Consider the following 16,169-nt stretch of genomic DNA (forward strand, 5'->3'; position numbering starts at 1 on the left):
AAATGGCGGTCCAGATGGGACTCGAACCCACGATCTCCTCCGTGACAGGGAGGCATGTTAACCACTACACCACTGGACCAAATTCTATATCTTTTAATAAAATGGCGGAGAAGGAGAGATTTGAACTCTCGCGCCAGTTTCCCGACCTATACCCTTAGCAGGGGCACCTCTTCAACCACTTGAGTACTTCTCCAAGTTCATCAAGTCAGGAACGCTACTCAATCAGCGCTCACTTATATTACCATGAGCAAAATAAGAATGCAACACTTTTTACAAAATTTTTTTTATTTCTAAAAGACTGTGCACAATATGATCTGAACAGGAGGTATCCACGCGCTTAGAACTTTTGGCATCATACCATATCGTTTTGATGCCGCAAGAATTTGCCCCTTGAATATCAGCTTTATATGAGTCGCCGATCATGACGACCTTTTCAGGATCTTGGATCCCGAGATCTTTCAAACAAAACGCAAAAAAATCTTTTGATGGTTTTTGATGCCCAATCGTTTCTGAAAAATAGAAACGGTCAAAATAAGAAAATAGACCCGCTGTTTTCAGACGTTGCTTTTGCTGTGAACAAGGTGCATTGGACGCCGTACAAACCATATATTTCTGAGATAAATAGGAAACCAGTTCCAAAGCCCCCTGAATTGGAACAGCATAGTGATGCAGTCCTTCAACAAACTGATCTTCTAAACGAATCCCGTTAAAATCAATGTCCAGTTCTTTTAAGATCAGATTCCATCGAATTCGATAGTGCTCTCCTTTAGTCAAATTTCCTTCTTCAATTTGAGTCCAAAGTTGATCATTGATGCGTAAAAACGTCGGGAAAACGACTTCCTTTGAAAAAGGAAGATCAAATGTATGAAAAGCATCTTGCATCGATGCCAAGGCACAGGCATTAAAATCTAACAATGTATTATCCACATCCAACAAAACAGTAGAAATCATAGCTCTTATTATACCTTGTTCGCGATGAATTGTGTACAAAGAACATAAAAAACGACTAGAAGCTCTAGTCGTTATGGATCTTGATCCGATTCATTGCGCGCACAAGGGCTAAATTGGCCCGTTTCATATTTGTCTTACTATCTTTCTTTTCCAGACGTTCTCGAGCTCGGCGATACGCTCTTTTAGCACGTTCCAGATCGATATCTCCTTTGCCCTCGATCGCGTCCGTTAATAAGATTGCTTTATTGTTTTCAAGATGGCAAAAACCGCCCGCAATGGCATATTCCCATTTTTTATCCTCGGTATCTTTTAAGACCAGCCGGCAAGGAACCAAGCCCAAGAAAATCGGAACATGGTTTGTCAACAAGGTCAGTTCCCCTTCTACACTTGTCAGATGGATGCTGTTGACGTCTTTTTGCGTATATTGTCCCTGTGGCGTGATGATACGTAAAGAAATCATATTTAGTCACCAGCCATTTGTTTTGCTTTTTCGACAGCTTCTTCGATCGTTCCTACAAACATGAAAGCTTGTTCTGGCAGATCATCAAATTCTCCATCTAATAAGCGTTCAAAGGAACGAATGGTCTGTTCCAAAGGTACATATTTTCCGGGGATACCTGAAAAGACTTCCGCAACATTAAACGGCTGCGACAAGAAGTTACGGACACGTCGAGCCCGGTTGACGATTTTTTTATCCTCTTCACTGAGTTCATCCATTCCCAGGATCGCAATGATATCCTGCAGTTCTTTGTATCTTTGAAGTATATTTTGTACTCCACGGGCAACCTTATAATGTTTTTCTCCGACAACCAAAGGATCAAGAATACGTGAACTTGATTCTAGCGGATCGACGGCTGGATAGATTCCCAAAGCTGCAATATCACGATCCAGAACCGTTTTGGCATCCAAATGCGTAAAAGCAGTCGCCGGTGCCGGATCTGTCAAATCGTCAGCAGGAACATAGATGGCCTGAACGGATGTGATCGAACCTTCATTGGTGGATGTAATACGTTCTTGGAGCTGCCCCATTTCGGTTGCCAAGGTCGGCTGATAACCCACTGCGCTAGGGACTCGTCCCAACAAAGCGCTGACTTCCGATCCCGCCTGTGTGAAACGGAAAATGTTATCAATAAACAATAAAACATCTTGCTGCTCCTGATCACGGAAATGTTCAGCCATGGTCAAACCTGTCAAACCGACGCGCATACGGGCACCCGGGCTTTCATTCATCTGACCGTAAACTAAAACAGTCTTATCTAAAACACCGCTGTCTTTCATCTCGTGATACATATCGTTTCCTTCACGAGTTCGTTCTCCTACGCCGACGACGACGGATTTCCCTCCGTGTTCTTTTGCGATGTTATGGATCAACTCCTGGATCAGAACCGTTTTTCCTACTCCCGCTCCTCCAAAGAGCCCGATCTTGCCGCCTTTGGCATAAGGACAAAGAAGATCAATCACTTTGATCCCTGTTTCTAGTGGGACACTTTCCGTACTTTGTTCATCAAAGGCCGGCGGATTGCGATGAATCGGTTCCCAATCCACATTGTTCAATTCTCCCAAACCATCGATGGGGCGACCCAGCACATTAAACATGCGTCCTAAGATCGCATCCCCTACGGGAGCCTGGATGGGTTTTCCGGTATCATAAGCTTCCATACCGCGTACTAATCCATCGGTGCTTCCCATGGCAATACAACGAACACGATCCGCCCCGATTCCTTGTTCAACTTCAACGATCAGACTTTCCTGCCCTTCTCGTTTGATCTCAATTGCCGATAATAAATCGGGCAAATGATTTTCATCAAACGAAATATCAACAACAGGACCGATGATCTGTACAACTTTACCTATATTTTCTGGCATTACTTTCATCTCCTATCCCAATGCATTTGCGCCTCCGACAATTTCGGTGATCTCTTGGGTGATCGCCGCTTGTCGAGCCTGGTTGAACGCCAATTCAAGCGCTTCTTGAAGTTCATTCGCATTATCTGTGGCACTCTCCATGGCCATGCGTCGTGAGGCTTGTTCACTGGTCTTACTTTCAAGAAATTTTGAGAACAAAACGGATTTCATCGCCATCGGGATCACTTCCTCAAGCATTTCTCGTTTTCCCGGCTCAAAAATCATTTCTGGTTCCAATTTATTCTCTTTTTTAGGGGGTTTGGATACCGGAAGAATCGTCTGAAGAGTGGGGACGAAAGTCAGAGTATTCTTATAGTGTGTATATAAGATCTTGATGCTTGAGATCTCTTGCTTTTCATAAAGATGCAAAGCTTCTTCCATCTTGTTAGAAAGTGCTGGATAGGCCGAATCTTCATTGAGATCACTCAATTGATCCACGATTGTATAGTTTCGGTTTTTGGCCCAAGCCAGTCCTCTGGCCCCAATCATGACAATTTGATCTTCTGTTTTTAGATCACTTTGTATTTTCTTAAAAATATTGGCATTGTATCCGCCGCAAAGACCCATATCACTGGCAATCACAAAAACATAGGCTGGTTTCGTTTCATCACTATTTAAATAAATCGAATTCTTTTCTGCAGAGCGCAGGACCAGCATTAATAGTTCCTCCAAAGCAGAAGCATACTCACGGTTTTGTTCCATGATCTGTTTTTGTTTTGTCAGCTTGCTGGAAGCAACCAGCTGCATAGCCTTTGTGATTTTTTTAGTCGAATCAACTGATTTGATCCGTGCCTGGATTGCTTGTCTAGTCTGTGCCATACTAAGCTCCCTGGGTCACTGAAAACTCTTTTGCGTAAGCATCCAATGCGGTCTTGATTTGTTGTTCTAATTCGTCATCCAACGCCTTTTTTGCTTCGATCTGATCCAGAATGTAAGGATATTCGCGATTGATATAAGCAATCAAGCCAGATTCGAAATCTTGAACTTTATCGACCGGAACTGGTTTCAAATATTTATGTTTCGCCGCAAACAACGAAACAACTTGTTCACTGACACGCATCGGTGAATACTGTTTCTGAATCAAAAGCTGTGTCAGACGTGCACCATGATCCAAAACCTCTTTGGTCGCCGAATCCAAATCCGAACCAAATTTAGAGAATGCTTCCATTTCACGATATTGCGCCAATTCCAGTTTTAAGGAACCCGAAACTTGTTTCATCGCTTTGATCTGAGCGGCTGAACCAACACGGCTCACGGAGAAACCAGAGTCAACACTAGGACGGACACCCTCATTAAACATATCTGTTTTTAAGAAGATCTGTCCATCGGTAATCGAAATCACATTAGTTGGAATATACGCCGAAATGTCTCCCGCCTGGGTCTCGATGATCGGCAAAGCTGTCAACGAACCATTGCCGTAATCTTCATTGAGACGAGCCGCTCTTTCTAATAAACGAGAATGCAGATAGAAAACATCTCCTGGATAAGCTTCGCGCCCCGGAGGCCTTCTCAACAACAATGACATCGTACGATATGCAACGGCATGTTTGGAAAGATCATCATAGACGATCAAAACATCTTCTCCGTTCTCCATCCACTCTTCTCCCATGGCACAACCTGCATAAGGAGCCAGATATTGTAACGGTGCTGGTTCGCTGGCAGTCGAAACGACGATTGTCGTATATGCCATCGCATCGTGTTGTTTCAATTTTTCAACGATCTGTGCTACGGTACTGGCTTTTTGACCAATAGCCACATAGATACATTTTACATTTTGTCCTTTTTGATTGATGATCGTATCGATCGCAATCGCCGTCTTTCCGGTTTGGCGGTCGCCGATGATCAATTCACGCTGGCCGCGACCGATTGGGATCATTGAATCAATGATCTTTAAACCGGTTTGTAAAGGAACAGAAACGCTCTTTCGCGTCATAACCCCCGGTGCCACACGTTCAACCGGGCGAGTTTTTGTAGTATCTATTGGCCCTTGTCCGTCGATCGGCTGTCCCAAGGCATTGACCACTCGGCCCATCAAGGCATCTCCTACAGGAACTTCAACGATATGTCCCGTACGTTTGACTAAGTCCCCTTCCTTGATGTCGTTGTTGTCGCCCATCAATACGACACCCACTTGTTCGTCTTCCAAATTCATGACCATACCATAAACATCATGCGGAAACAGCAACAATTCACTCATCATTGCATTTCGCAATCCATAAACGGTGGCGATCCCATCTCCAATGCTTAAGACCGTACCGCTTTCGTTCATTTCCAGGTCTTGGTCAATATTTTGAATTTGTGCTTTGATCAGCTGTGAGATCTGCGTAGGATTTAAACTCATAGATTCACCTCGCTAGTTTCTGATTTTCTCTTTCATCGCTTCTAAACGCGATAAAACCGTATTATCCAAGACAAGATCACCCGCTCTGACACGTAAACCCGCAATCAATTCCGGATCGATCTTATAAGTCAGGGAAATCGTCTTCTGTAGTTTTTGTTCTAACATCTTTTGTAAAGATGTCTGTTGTTTTTCATCCAATGGACATGCACTTTCCACAAGAACATTCTCAATATCGTGATCTTTTTCGAAACACTGTACATAAGCTTTATAAATATCTGGCAAAGCTTGAAGTACACCGTGCTCATTAAAGATCAATAATGTCTTCATCAATATCGGATCCAAAGAATCTTCAAACAATTCCAGAAGCCATTGTTGTTTTTCAGCTTTTGAAATCTTCGGGTGAGAGAGCGCCAATACAAATGAGGACTCTTTTTTCCAGATCAAAGAAAGCTCATATAATGTTTCTTTATATTCTGTTTCTTTGCCCGCCTCTTTGGCAATCTCATAGATAGCCTGTCCATAAGGCATCATTTGTTCTACCATTTTGAAGAACCTGCCTCATCAATAAAATCATCGATATATTCTTTTTGCGCCGCTTCGTCCATCTCTTTTTTCACAAGCTTTTTCGCTGCCTCGATTGCGACTGAACTAATTGCCTCTTTCATATCTTTTTCGGCATTTCGTTTCTCGCGTTCAAGATCTTCTTGTGCTTGTTTTTTGATTCGCGAAACTTCATGCTGCGCCTCTTCTAATATCTGCTGTTTTTCCTGCGCTGCACTGGCTCTTGCCGATTCTAAGATCGCATGAGCCTCTTTGCCCGCATTTTTCATCTTTTCATCGTATTGATCTTTGATATCTTGTGCTTCCTGTTTGATCTGCACAGAAGAATCAATGTTATGCTGGATCAGATCCTGGCGTTTTTGGATATACGCCAACAACTTATCCCAAAAAAACTTCTTCGCAATCAAAACAATCAAAAAAGTTGATATGCAGACAAGAACAACATCCGTTAAAGAAATTCGCAGATAGTTATCAATATTGAAACTATCCATAATCTACGACTATCCTTTAATAAAGATCAATAAGATCGCAATAACCAATGAGTAGATACCAGTCGTTTCTGCCAAAGCGATACCTAAAACCATGATAGACTGGATCTTGCTGGCAGCTTCTGGATTACGAGCCACACTCTCAGCCCCTTTACCAGCGGCAAACCCTTGTCCGATTCCTTGTCCAAAACCTGCAACCATCGCGATACCGGCACCTAATAGAGCCATACCTTGTACAAAAAATTCATTAAATTCCATTTTCGTTTCCTCCCTGTTATTCTTCTTCCGCCACTTGCTGTCCTAAAAAGAACGAAGATAATGTAAAGAAGATATACGTTTGTATGACACCGGAAAAGATATCAAAGTACATGTGTAAAAACGGCGTAAACGCAAATCCCAATACGCCCCAAGGCAAAATTGCCTTGATCAATGTATATACAAGCATCGTAATGATACTTCCGGCCAAAATATTTCCAAATAGACGCATCGTCAAAGAAATCGGCAAAGCCAATTCCCCTATAATATTCAGAGGAGTCAAAAGAACCATCGGTTCTGTCAATTCCTTCATACGGGCAAATAAGCCGCCTTTGCGGATCGCATTGCCCTGGATCATCAGCCACATCGTGATGGCCAATGTCGCATTAAAGCTGACATTACTAGTCGGATTTTGAAGTCCCACCAAACCAATCAGATTGGAAGCAAGCATCATCAAGATCAATGTTCCGAAAAGCGGGATATATTTTTTCGTCGTTTCCCGCAAATTGGTATGCACCACAAAGAGAACGAGATTCATTGCTTCTTCACAAACATAAACAATGCCTTTGCTTGCTTGGGAAGGGTCCGCTTGTTCAATCTTTTTTCCCGCAAAGATAAAGAAGATCGCAAAGATGACACACAAACACAACCAGACACAGATCGACTGCTGGATCTCTAAAGTAAAAGAACCAAGATGTATCTCTAACGCACTGATCTCAGTCATGATCATCCCCCTCTCTATTCAATACAACATACAACAAGATTGCTGCTTTATGACACAAGAACCCCGCCAGCAGAGCCAGCACAGGGATTCCTAAAACAACCATCACCACAAAGGCACAAATGTAAAAAAGATAACGTAGTACATACCCTAAAGAGCCTTGCTTTTGTCCTGATTTTTCATCCGGACGCAAGGAGAGCGTCATCGAGATGATCATATGGTACCCCGTTAAAGCAATCGCGATCCCTGCTAAGATCCCTACCACGATCTTCCCATCGTGAAATAGAAGAATCGCAATGATACAAACAATCGCAACGATCACTAAGGAATAATTCAAGATTTTCTTATTCATTACATTCAATTCATTCATGTTTCTTATCCTTACGTATCAATAAATAAATCGATCCAATCACACTATACATCAAACCCGCCATCACAAACAGCGGTAAGGTATGTAACCATTGATCCAATTGATACCCTATCCAAACACTAACGAGAATATTGATCAACAACACTCCTGAAAAAGTCAGTGGCTTCATCTACTTTGTCCCGAAAATGCGGTCCCCCGCATCGCCTAAGCCAGGAACGATATACCCATGTTCATTCAGATGATCATCTAAGGAAGCCAAGTAAATGTCCACGTCAGGATGCGCTTGCGCAACCGCTTCGACCCCTTCTGGCGAACCGACCAGACAAACCAATCGAATATCTTTGGCTCCCTGCAATTTTACACGATCAATGGCCGCAATACTGGAACCACCGGTAGCCAACATAGGATCAACGATCAGAACCGAGGCATCCTTCATATTGGAAGGATATTTTTCAAAGTAAGGTTTTGGCAAAAGTGTTTCCTCATCTCGATACATCCCGATATGCGCAATTTTAGCCGTTGGGATCAAATCTTGGATCCCTTGTACAAGACCTAAACCGGCCCGCAAAATCGGTGCAATCACGATTTCTTTGCTTAATTCATATCCCTGACAGGAACATAAAGGTGTGTCCACTTGTTTTGCCTTTACCGGAAAATCTCGCGTGATCTCATAAACCATCAAAGAAGCTATTTCATTGAGATTCTGACGAAAATCCTTTGAGCTCGTATTTTTATCACGCATGATCGTCAACTTATGACGAATCAGCGGATGATCAAAAACCTTTAACATTTCACATCACCTACTTTTTAAGTGTATAACACCCATAGAAAGGAATCAAGAAACTTGATAGCAGAAAAGAGATGGAAACCCTTTCAATTTTTCTTTTAAAAAAGCCTACAGATTAGATCTATAGACTCATTCATTGAATAATGATGTAATCGAAAATTGCTCCGCCGCTTCGAGTCGCAAATTGCGATAAGGCAGATCTTTTTTTAAGAAAGTGTTTCGTAAGACATCCAGCGCTCTTTCCGGATCGTTTGCTTCTTGAGAAATATGGGCCAAAACGATCGATTTGGTACGATCGTTGATCAGGCTTGTTAAATTCATGCTTGAATCCTCATTCGACAAATGGCCCGAATCCGACAAGATCCGTTGCTTGACAAACATAGGACGGCTTGTCTTCATCAACATTTCCAGATCATGATTGCTTTCGAAAATGTAATGATCGGCATTTTCTAAGTAAACTTTCTCATGGTTAGGCAAATAACCTGTATCTGTGATATAGACCAGCTTCTCTTTTTGATCTTCAATTACATAGCCGACAGTCTTGGGTGCATCATGACTTAATCCGATAACCGTGATCTGCAGATCCTTGATCACAAAACGACCTAGCGGTCTAACCAAATGCCATTGCTTCTGATCCAATTCACAATAGCTGTAAGTCGGAATCGATTCAAAACGAGACAGCTGAGAAACATGATCTTTATGTGTATGCGTGATCAAAAGTGAATCCAGAGACAACGGATCTTGTTGAACACGCGATAAAGCATCCATCAAGTAACGTTTCGTCGATCCACAATCGATCAAGATCGAAGTCTGGTTCGTGCGTACAAGACAACTATTTCCTTTCGAACCGGAACACAGCAAATCAACCCGCATAAATATCCTCACTTTGATTCGAAAAGTTGGTGAATCGGGAAATATTCTTTTCAAAAACCAGATTGATGTGACCCAAGGCACCATTACGATGTTTCGCCAAAGAAAGGTCAACGACCGATGTATCATCTTTCGTTTCCGCATCTTCTTTTTTGTAGTAATCTTCACGATAGATGAACATGACGATATCGGCATCCTGTTCGATCGAACCAGACTCACGCAAATCACTCAGCTGCGGTGCATGATCCGAACGATCTTCGACCTTACGAGCCAACTGTGACAAAGCAATCACAGGACAATCAAGTTCCTTGGCCAAGATCTTTAAATTACGGGAAATATCCGAAACTTCTTGTTGACGGGAATCGGCCCTGTTTCCAGTAATCAACTGTAAATAATCGATAACGATCAAAGAAAGTGATCCGTATTCATTTTTTAATTTTCGACACTTTGAAAAGATCTGTGATACTTTGATCGAACTGGTATCATCGATAAAAAGATTGCGTTCCCCAAGCTGACTTCCGCTGAAATTCAAACGCGACATCTCAGCATCGGTCAATTTTCCATCTCTTAACTTATTGGAAGGAACTTGCGATTCCGAACTCAGCAAACGCTTCATCAAAGAATCGGCCGGCATTTCCAAAGAAAAAACCGCAACCGCTCCCTCGTTGAGTTTAGATACCTCGTTGGCAAAATTCAAAGCCAACGCACTCTTCCCCATCGCAGGACGGGCCGCCAAAATGATCAGATCCCCGCGTTGAAAACCGTTTGTGATCTTATCCAGTTCAACATACCCGGTTCGAATCCCAGTCACACCTTTTTTATTGCGCAGTTCCATCAGCTGATCCATAACGCGGTTGATCACAGTTTGACTGGATTCAAATTCAGCCCCTCTTCTTTGACGGGTCACTTCCATGATCTCGCGCTCTGCCTCATCCAGGATCGTATCGATATCTTCCGAAGCATCATACGATTCGTTACTGATTTTTTCTGCCGCAAAGATCAAGCGGCGCAATTGCGCACTGTTCTTGATCGATTCAATATAGTTTCTTGTATTGGCGCTACTGATGGCACTATCCTGCAGACGAATGATGTAATCTGTTCCGCCAACACTTTCCAATTCCTCTTTATCTTTGAGACGCGTCAAGACCAAGTTCAGATCAATGCGCTGCCCGGTCGAGACAATTTCCTGCATACAGGCAAATAGCCGCTGATGGGCCGGCAAATAAAACTCGGTCGGCTGCAGATCGAGATCCATACACTCCTGCATCACTGATGGATAGATCATCAACGAACCCAGTAAAGCTTGTTCCAAAGGCTGGGAATTTGGCAACTCTCTCACCATGGTTACCTCTTTTCAGAGACATGGACATGGATCGTTCCCATGACTTGTCCCTTATAGAGATCCACTTCGACATTGGTCGTACCTAAACTGGCGACCGGTGCATCAAGATGGATCTTTCGTTTATCGACTTCGATGCCCTGATCCATTAAAGCTTGATGGATCTGTTTTGTAGAGATCGAACCAAAGACCTGTCCTTCTTTACCGGTACTTAAGGCAAATTCCAGTTTCATCTTCTCCAGTTTTGCTTTTAAAACTTCAGCTTCGGCCTTTAATTTCTTTTCTTCTTCGGCTTTTTGGGCAAGCTGTTCATTTAAAACTTTTTGACTCCCTTTTGTATACGCAATCGCCAAGTTTCGCTTGATCAAGTAGTTGCGTGCATAGCCATCGCTGACCTCGATGACTTCATCTTTCTTTCCTACTTTCTTGATATCTTTAAGCAAGATGACTTTCATTTTCCATTTCCTCCTCTAATACCTCAACCAGCTGATCATAAAAAGTCTGAGGATCATAATCCGTGGTTGATGAAGCAGCCGCACTGAAATGGCCGCCTCCTTGTAATTTCTCCATAATTTTTTGAACATTGAAACTTCCATCACTGCGGGCACTGCATGAAGTCGGGTGACCGGCATCCAAAGTCCTGGCGATCGTAAAGGAAGCACGGCATCCTTTGATCAACAGCAATGCATCGCTGACTTGAGCCAGAAGCGTTTTATCTACGATCTCACGGTCTTCACAGACAATCATAAATCTCTGATGCAATGGTTTGGCCTGTTGGATCAAATGATGTTTCAAAGTAAAATGCGTAAAATCTTCACAGAGTGCTTTTTCCGCTAATTTCACATTCGCACCCCAAGTATTTAAGACCGCTGCCGCTTCAAAAGTACGGGCATCTGTATGCATCTTGAAGCGGTTGGTATCCACTAGAATACCAAGATACATGATCGTTGCCTCCACTTCAAAAATAGGCACATGGTTGGGAATGTTCTGCAACATTTCCACAATAAGTTCACAAGTCGAACTTGCCGTACTCTCAACATAGGTCAAGATTGCATTATGCACAAAATGATCATTGCGGCGATGGTGATCGATCACGATAATACGCTGACATTCATCCACAAATTCTTTGGCACTGCTGATCGACGGGATCCCATGATCCAACATCAACAGCAGGTCTTTATTACGGTCGATCATCTGCATGGCACGATCTGGTGTAATAAACACATGCCTTTGATCTAATGTTTCATGATAGTGATCCATAACTTCCTGAAGTTGTTTATCGCGAGGTACATCGTCCAGCACGATATATACTTTCTTACGCAAAGAGTTGACCCAGTTAGACAAAGACAGACAAGCTCCCATACAGTCAAAATCCGTCATGATATGGCCGGCAATGTAGACCGCGTTACATTCCTGGATTGCCTGCTGCAAAGACTGAGCCAAGATACGCACGCGCACTTTAGAGCGTGTGGAACTCAACTCCGAATTGCCTCCAATATACTGAACCGATCCATTGACATCTTTGATTGCTGCCTGGTCTCCTCCGCGAGACTGCGCCAATTCGATCAGTTCATTGATTGTCGAATCCAGCAGTTTGAAATCGTTGGTCCCGTAAGCAAAACTCATACTTAAAGTAATCGATACCCCAATTGAATTCGCCTTATCTTTGATGATCTGTAAGATCGAAAAATTCGCTTCTTTAACCGCTTGAAAAACTTTCTGATTCATGACCAGAATAAAACGGTCAGAGCGCAAACGCCGAACCAGGATCCCGTTATCCTGGGCCCATGTTACGATTGGAGAGCGAAGCTGGGTGTTGATATGGGCCATCAGTTCCTCATTTTCATAAGACTGATATTCCATATAATTATCTAATTGTGCCAGACCAATAACGAGTTTTTGTTCTTCCACTTCATCACGCAAAGTGCTGAGTTCGGTTACGTCTTTCACAAACAAAAGCTGTGCATCGGATTTACGAGTGATCTCATAAACACGCTGTCCATCCCGACCGGTAATCAAATCCACATCATCATCAAACAGATCGCGGATCTCATCGATCCAGCTTGTCATTTTTTTGTTGACGAGATCGAGTCCTTTTTCAGTAAAGAAAGGAGAGGCCCACGTAACGATATATTCATTATTATAGGTAAGAATCCCAACATCTCCAAAAGACAGAGCCTCTTTGGCATCTTTACCCAAAACACGAGAAATATCTAACTCCGTTTTCACACCATAGGTGTTAAGATCGCGAAGGAAACCATATAAAAAGATGAAGAAAAGCAGGGCCGGAATCAGTAAATAAACAACCCCTGCCCAATTTTGACGAAATAAAAGCAGTCCTTCCAACACGACCCAGATCAAAAGCGCAATGATCAGAAAGCCTCTCCATTTTTTAAACTGTTTCATATATACCTCTCAAATCTTGTCTTTGCGCAATTCCAAAAGACAATCACACAATCCCAACAACATCCAAAAGAAGTTCAGGATCGGAATAAAAGCACCCAAAACGGCTAAGATCGTAAATTTAGGAATCCGATGTGTGATTTCATATTCCATTAAATAGAGTGTCCCCAAAAAATCCAAGACGCCTAGATCGATAAAAAATAGAATTTGGATCACAGATGACCATATAGAATATTCTACCACATTTTGACCAAAAAAGAAGAACACCACTATCACCAAGCTAATGATCCCAACAGACTTTGAACCGTGTAAAGTTTTTAGGCTTCCCAGCTCTCTCATCGGGATCTTCAATCTTGCACACAACAAGATCGCTAGCATATGGATGCATAGCGTTTGGACAAAGGAAATAAAAAACGCAAACAAAAAACAAAAAGCTTGAAAATCTAAAAACGGAACGATTTCCGAGATCCACGCAAAATCAACCGAGAGATCCATCCCAAAGATCCCTGCCCATAAATAGATCATGAGGACATACGAAATAAAGGTTATTCCAAAAGAAATGACAAAATTCATACTGTAACGGATCTTTTTATAGAGGCCAGCCCCATAGACAAAACCAATCAAAATCGCACTCCAGCTATAAAACCATGTCGTAAAAGTTCCAAACAAAAAGCTTAAGATCGCCATGGAAAAAGCGGTGATACCACCAGGATAAGGGCCCGCTTTTGCACTGTAGATCAAAATCGGCAAAATAAAGACCCAATTCATCATCGATTCTATTAAAAGTCCGGTTTGTTGATTGAACAAAAGAAGCACACCATAAAGAGATAAACAAAGTGCGCCTTGGGTTAAAGTGTTTGTCTTCATATTCTCTATTCTAGTGCAAGAAAAACCGAAAAAAAAGAGCTTTTACAAGCTCTTAGTCAACAACATATGGTAATAAAGCCATTTGACGTGCACGTTTGATGGCTGTTGCCAACATTCTCTGATATTTTGCACGTGTTCCTGTCACACGACGAGGAATGATTTTTCCGTTTGCGTTGATGAAACGTTTTAATAATTCAACATCTTTGTAGTCGATATATTTGATCTTGTTCTTTGTGAAATAACAGATCTTTTTACGACCCATGCGCTGTTTTTTAAATGCCATGTTCTTGCTTCCTTTCTATTTAGAATGGTAAATCATCACTGGCAATATCCAGTGTATCACTTGTATCAAAATCTGTTCCAAATGGATCTTGAGCACTCTGCATACCAGCAGGTTGTCCATATGGATCAGCCGGCGTCTGAGGATATGGATTTGAAGATTGCGCAGGATGGGTCGCATTCTTAGGTTCTAAGAACTGAACGTTATCCGCAACCACTTCCGTCACATAAACTCTTTGGCCTTGGTTGTTATCATAATTTCTTGTCTGGATTCGGCCTTCCACTCCAATCAAGGAGCCGCGATGTAGATACTGACACATCAGATCCGCCAGACGATTCCAGGCAACACAATTGATGAAATCCGCATCGGGTTGGCCCGGAGTTTGGACACGGCGGTTGACCGCTAAAGAAAAGCTAACAACACTTGTCCCGTTTTGTGTTTTTCGCAACTCCGGATCACGCGTCAATCTTCCAACTAAAATAACACGGTTGATCATAAATATCTCCTTATTACTCTTCGTCTTCTGTCTTAACGACCATGATACGAACTACATTGTTGCTGATGCGAGACAAACGCTGAAATTCAAAAATTCCTTCATTCGCACTCGTAACATTGATTACGACATAGTGACCTTTTTTCATATGATCGATCTCATATGCAAAATCACGAACTCCCCAGTCATCTACCTTATCGATCGTTCCTCCGTGAGAAGTGATCGTGTCGTGCAGACGATCTTGAACAGCTTTGAACTGTTCTTCATCTAGAGATGCGTTAACAATGTACATGATTTCATATTTTTTCATTCTGTACACCTCCCTTTGGACTAAAGGTATCTGTTTCCCAGATACAGGGCAAGCATAGACTTGCTTGGTTATACTATCATGCCAAATCTATTTTTTCAAGTGAAAAATCAAGAATGTGCTGATCCGTAGAGATTCAAAATGATACATCCAATGATGATCAATAAAACACCAACCACACCAATCCCGGTAATCTTCTGATCAAATACCAAAACCCCTATGATCGTTGTACAGATGATCCCCACAGCTGACCATGTCGCATAAGCAATCCCCAGATCTATTTTTAATAACGCTTTAGAGAACGCAAAGAAACAAATCGAATAAAATACAATACAGCCTAAAGACGGCCAGAATTGTGTAAACCCTTTTGAAGTATGCAAAAGCGAACTGGCTAAGATCTCAAAAAAAATCGCGACACCCAATAATACATATTCCATAATCGTCTCCTGATCTTTTGTACCCCAAGATAATAACATAGGGATTCGTCTTCCGGTATAGAAAAAAGATGGATTTTATGGTACTTTGAAATCAGGGTGTTATTATGGAAATTCAAAATAATCTATCAAACGAACTAAAACGCGATCTTTTGGAAAAGATCCAGGAAGATGCGCTTCCTATGCGTACTTTGATGTCCTATTATCGCTGTGCCATCATGGAAGTGGAAACAAAATTTCGGGTCTTGAATGAAGAATTCTCTATCGAGCGGGAACACAATCCTATTGAGACCATCAAGAGTCGATTAAAGAGCCCCGAAAGCATCATCAAAAAGATGCAGTCCCGCAATCTTCCGTTAACCGTTTCTGCCATTGAAGAAAATCTATTTGATATTGCCGGGATCCGCGTGATCTGCTCTTTTCAAAACGATATCTATCTGATGGCAAAATATTTACTTTCTCAAGATGATATTCAACTTTTAGAAGTCAAAGACTATATCAAACAGCCTAAGGAAAACGGCTACCGAAGCTTGCATTTGATCGTCCGTGTCCCGATCTTTCTTCATAAAGAAAAACGAGGAGTCAACGTAGAAGTTCAACTCCGTACGATTGCGATGGACTCCTGGGCTTCTTTGGAACATAAGATCCGCTATAAAAAAGAACTGGATCCTGAAACATTAGATAAGATTTCGGCCAGTCTTTTGGAATGTGCTCATCTCAGTGCTGAATTGGATGAAAAAATGCAGAACATTCATGAACAAATCGCTATAAAATAAAATGCATTCACCGATCTGTGA

General features: G+C 42.1%; 22 protein-coding genes and 2 tRNA genes. 1 reads left to right on the plus strand and 23 read right to left on the minus strand.

Going from position 1 to position 16,169, the window contains the following annotated elements; all coding sequences use genetic code 11:
* Positions 1–3 precede the first annotated feature (3 nt).
* The 23 genes from Q0J48_RS03625 to Q0J48_RS03735 form a co-directional block, all read right to left on the minus strand.
* Positions 4–79, minus strand: a tRNA-Asp gene (locus Q0J48_RS03625).
* Positions 80–102: 23 nt separating this feature from the next.
* Positions 103–193, minus strand: a tRNA-Ser gene (locus Q0J48_RS03630).
* Positions 194–270: 77 nt separating this feature from the next.
* Positions 271–951 carry a YjjG family noncanonical pyrimidine nucleotidase gene (locus Q0J48_RS03635; protein WP_296241727.1) on the minus strand — a complete coding sequence of 227 codons (681 nt, stop codon included), beginning with the start codon at positions 949–951 and terminating at the stop codon, positions 271–273.
* Between the two features lie 64 nt (positions 952–1,015).
* Positions 1,016–1,411, minus strand: coding sequence for an ATP synthase F1 subunit epsilon (gene atpC / locus Q0J48_RS03640; RefSeq protein ID WP_296241729.1), 396 nt, complete (start codon positions 1,409–1,411; stop codon positions 1,016–1,018).
* Between the two features lie 2 nt (positions 1,412–1,413).
* A complete protein-coding gene (gene atpD / locus Q0J48_RS03645) occupies positions 1,414–2,817 on the minus strand; it encodes a F0F1 ATP synthase subunit beta (protein WP_296241731.1) in 1,404 nt (467 codons plus the stop codon).
* A gap of 12 nt (positions 2,818–2,829) precedes the next feature.
* On the minus strand, positions 2,830–3,675 hold the full coding sequence (atpG, locus tag Q0J48_RS03650; protein ID WP_296241732.1) for an ATP synthase F1 subunit gamma: 846 nt from the start codon (positions 3,673–3,675) through the stop codon (positions 2,830–2,832).
* A 1-nt stretch (position 3,676) separates the two neighbouring features.
* Positions 3,677–5,197, minus strand: a complete 1,521-nt coding sequence (atpA, locus tag Q0J48_RS03655) for a F0F1 ATP synthase subunit alpha (protein WP_296241734.1) — start codon at positions 5,195–5,197, stop codon at positions 3,677–3,679.
* 12 nt (positions 5,198–5,209) lie between these two features.
* Entirely contained in the window at positions 5,210–5,740 is a 531-nt protein-coding gene (gene atpH / locus Q0J48_RS03660) for an ATP synthase F1 subunit delta (protein ID WP_296241736.1), read from the minus strand.
* The gene (gene atpF, locus Q0J48_RS03665) at positions 5,734–6,249 is read right to left on the minus strand and encodes a F0F1 ATP synthase subunit B (protein ID WP_296241738.1); all 516 of its coding nucleotides are present in this window, start codon (positions 6,247–6,249) and stop codon (positions 5,734–5,736) included. The genes atpH and atpF overlap by 7 nt, the downstream gene beginning before the upstream one ends.
* A gap of 9 nt (positions 6,250–6,258) precedes the next feature.
* Positions 6,259–6,504: an ATP synthase F0 subunit C gene (atpE, locus tag Q0J48_RS03670; protein WP_183375687.1), complete on the minus strand. Its 246-nt coding sequence runs from the start codon at positions 6,502–6,504 to the stop codon at positions 6,259–6,261.
* Between the two features lie 16 nt (positions 6,505–6,520).
* Positions 6,521–7,225 carry a FoF1 ATP synthase subunit a gene (locus Q0J48_RS03675; RefSeq protein ID WP_296241743.1) on the minus strand — a complete coding sequence of 235 codons (705 nt, stop codon included), beginning with the start codon at positions 7,223–7,225 and terminating at the stop codon, positions 6,521–6,523.
* Positions 7,218–7,592 carry an ATP synthase subunit I gene (locus Q0J48_RS03680; RefSeq protein ID WP_296241744.1) on the minus strand — a complete coding sequence of 125 codons (375 nt, stop codon included), beginning with the start codon at positions 7,590–7,592 and terminating at the stop codon, positions 7,218–7,220. Before Q0J48_RS03680 ends, Q0J48_RS03675 begins: the two co-directional genes overlap by 8 nt.
* The gene (locus Q0J48_RS03685; RefSeq protein WP_296241746.1) at positions 7,585–7,761 is read right to left on the minus strand and encodes an AtpZ/AtpI family protein; all 177 of its coding nucleotides are present in this window, start codon (positions 7,759–7,761) and stop codon (positions 7,585–7,587) included. Before Q0J48_RS03685 ends, Q0J48_RS03680 begins: the two co-directional genes overlap by 8 nt.
* Positions 7,762–8,382 (minus strand): uracil phosphoribosyltransferase, encoded by a 621-nt coding sequence (gene upp, locus Q0J48_RS03690; protein ID WP_296241748.1) that lies wholly within the window; start codon positions 8,380–8,382, stop codon positions 7,762–7,764.
* 126 nt (positions 8,383–8,508) lie between these two features.
* Positions 8,509–9,252: an MBL fold metallo-hydrolase gene (locus Q0J48_RS03695; RefSeq protein ID WP_296241750.1), complete on the minus strand. Its 744-nt coding sequence runs from the start codon at positions 9,250–9,252 to the stop codon at positions 8,509–8,511.
* Positions 9,242–10,591, minus strand: coding sequence for a replicative DNA helicase (gene dnaB / locus Q0J48_RS03700; RefSeq protein ID WP_296241752.1), 1,350 nt, complete (start codon positions 10,589–10,591; stop codon positions 9,242–9,244). Before dnaB ends, Q0J48_RS03695 begins: the two co-directional genes overlap by 11 nt.
* A 2-nt stretch (positions 10,592–10,593) precedes the next feature.
* A complete protein-coding gene (rplI, locus tag Q0J48_RS03705) occupies positions 10,594–11,043 on the minus strand; it encodes a 50S ribosomal protein L9 (RefSeq protein ID WP_296241754.1) in 450 nt (149 codons plus the stop codon).
* A complete protein-coding gene (locus tag Q0J48_RS03710) occupies positions 11,024–12,994 on the minus strand; it encodes a DHH family phosphoesterase (RefSeq protein WP_296241755.1) in 1,971 nt (656 codons plus the stop codon). Before Q0J48_RS03710 ends, rplI begins: the two co-directional genes overlap by 20 nt.
* A gap of 9 nt (positions 12,995–13,003) precedes the next feature.
* Positions 13,004–13,858, minus strand: a complete 855-nt coding sequence (locus tag Q0J48_RS03715; RefSeq protein WP_296241756.1) for a hypothetical protein — start codon at positions 13,856–13,858, stop codon at positions 13,004–13,006.
* Between the two features lie 52 nt (positions 13,859–13,910).
* The gene (gene rpsR / locus Q0J48_RS03720) at positions 13,911–14,141 is read right to left on the minus strand and encodes a 30S ribosomal protein S18 (RefSeq protein ID WP_183375707.1); all 231 of its coding nucleotides are present in this window, start codon (positions 14,139–14,141) and stop codon (positions 13,911–13,913) included.
* 19 nt (positions 14,142–14,160) lie between these two features.
* Entirely contained in the window at positions 14,161–14,634 is a 474-nt protein-coding gene (gene ssb, locus Q0J48_RS03725; protein ID WP_296241759.1) for a single-stranded DNA-binding protein, read from the minus strand.
* 13 nt (positions 14,635–14,647) lie between these two features.
* Entirely contained in the window at positions 14,648–14,941 is a 294-nt protein-coding gene (gene rpsF / locus Q0J48_RS03730) for a 30S ribosomal protein S6 (protein WP_296241762.1), read from the minus strand.
* 107 nt (positions 14,942–15,048) lie between these two features.
* Positions 15,049–15,375 (minus strand): multidrug efflux SMR transporter, encoded by a 327-nt coding sequence (locus Q0J48_RS03735; protein WP_296241764.1) that lies wholly within the window; start codon positions 15,373–15,375, stop codon positions 15,049–15,051.
* A gap of 104 nt (positions 15,376–15,479) precedes the next feature.
* Between Q0J48_RS03735 and Q0J48_RS03740 the strand changes: the two genes are divergently transcribed.
* On the plus strand, positions 15,480–16,148 hold the full coding sequence (locus Q0J48_RS03740) for a GTP pyrophosphokinase family protein (protein WP_296241766.1): 669 nt from the start codon (positions 15,480–15,482) through the stop codon (positions 16,146–16,148).
* The last annotated feature ends 21 nt before the right edge of the window (positions 16,149–16,169 follow it).

Origin of the sequence: uncultured Faecalicoccus sp. (assembly GCF_944325745.1) — a bacterium.
Classification (GTDB): domain Bacteria; phylum Bacillota_I; class Bacilli_A; order Erysipelotrichales; family Erysipelotrichaceae; genus Faecalicoccus.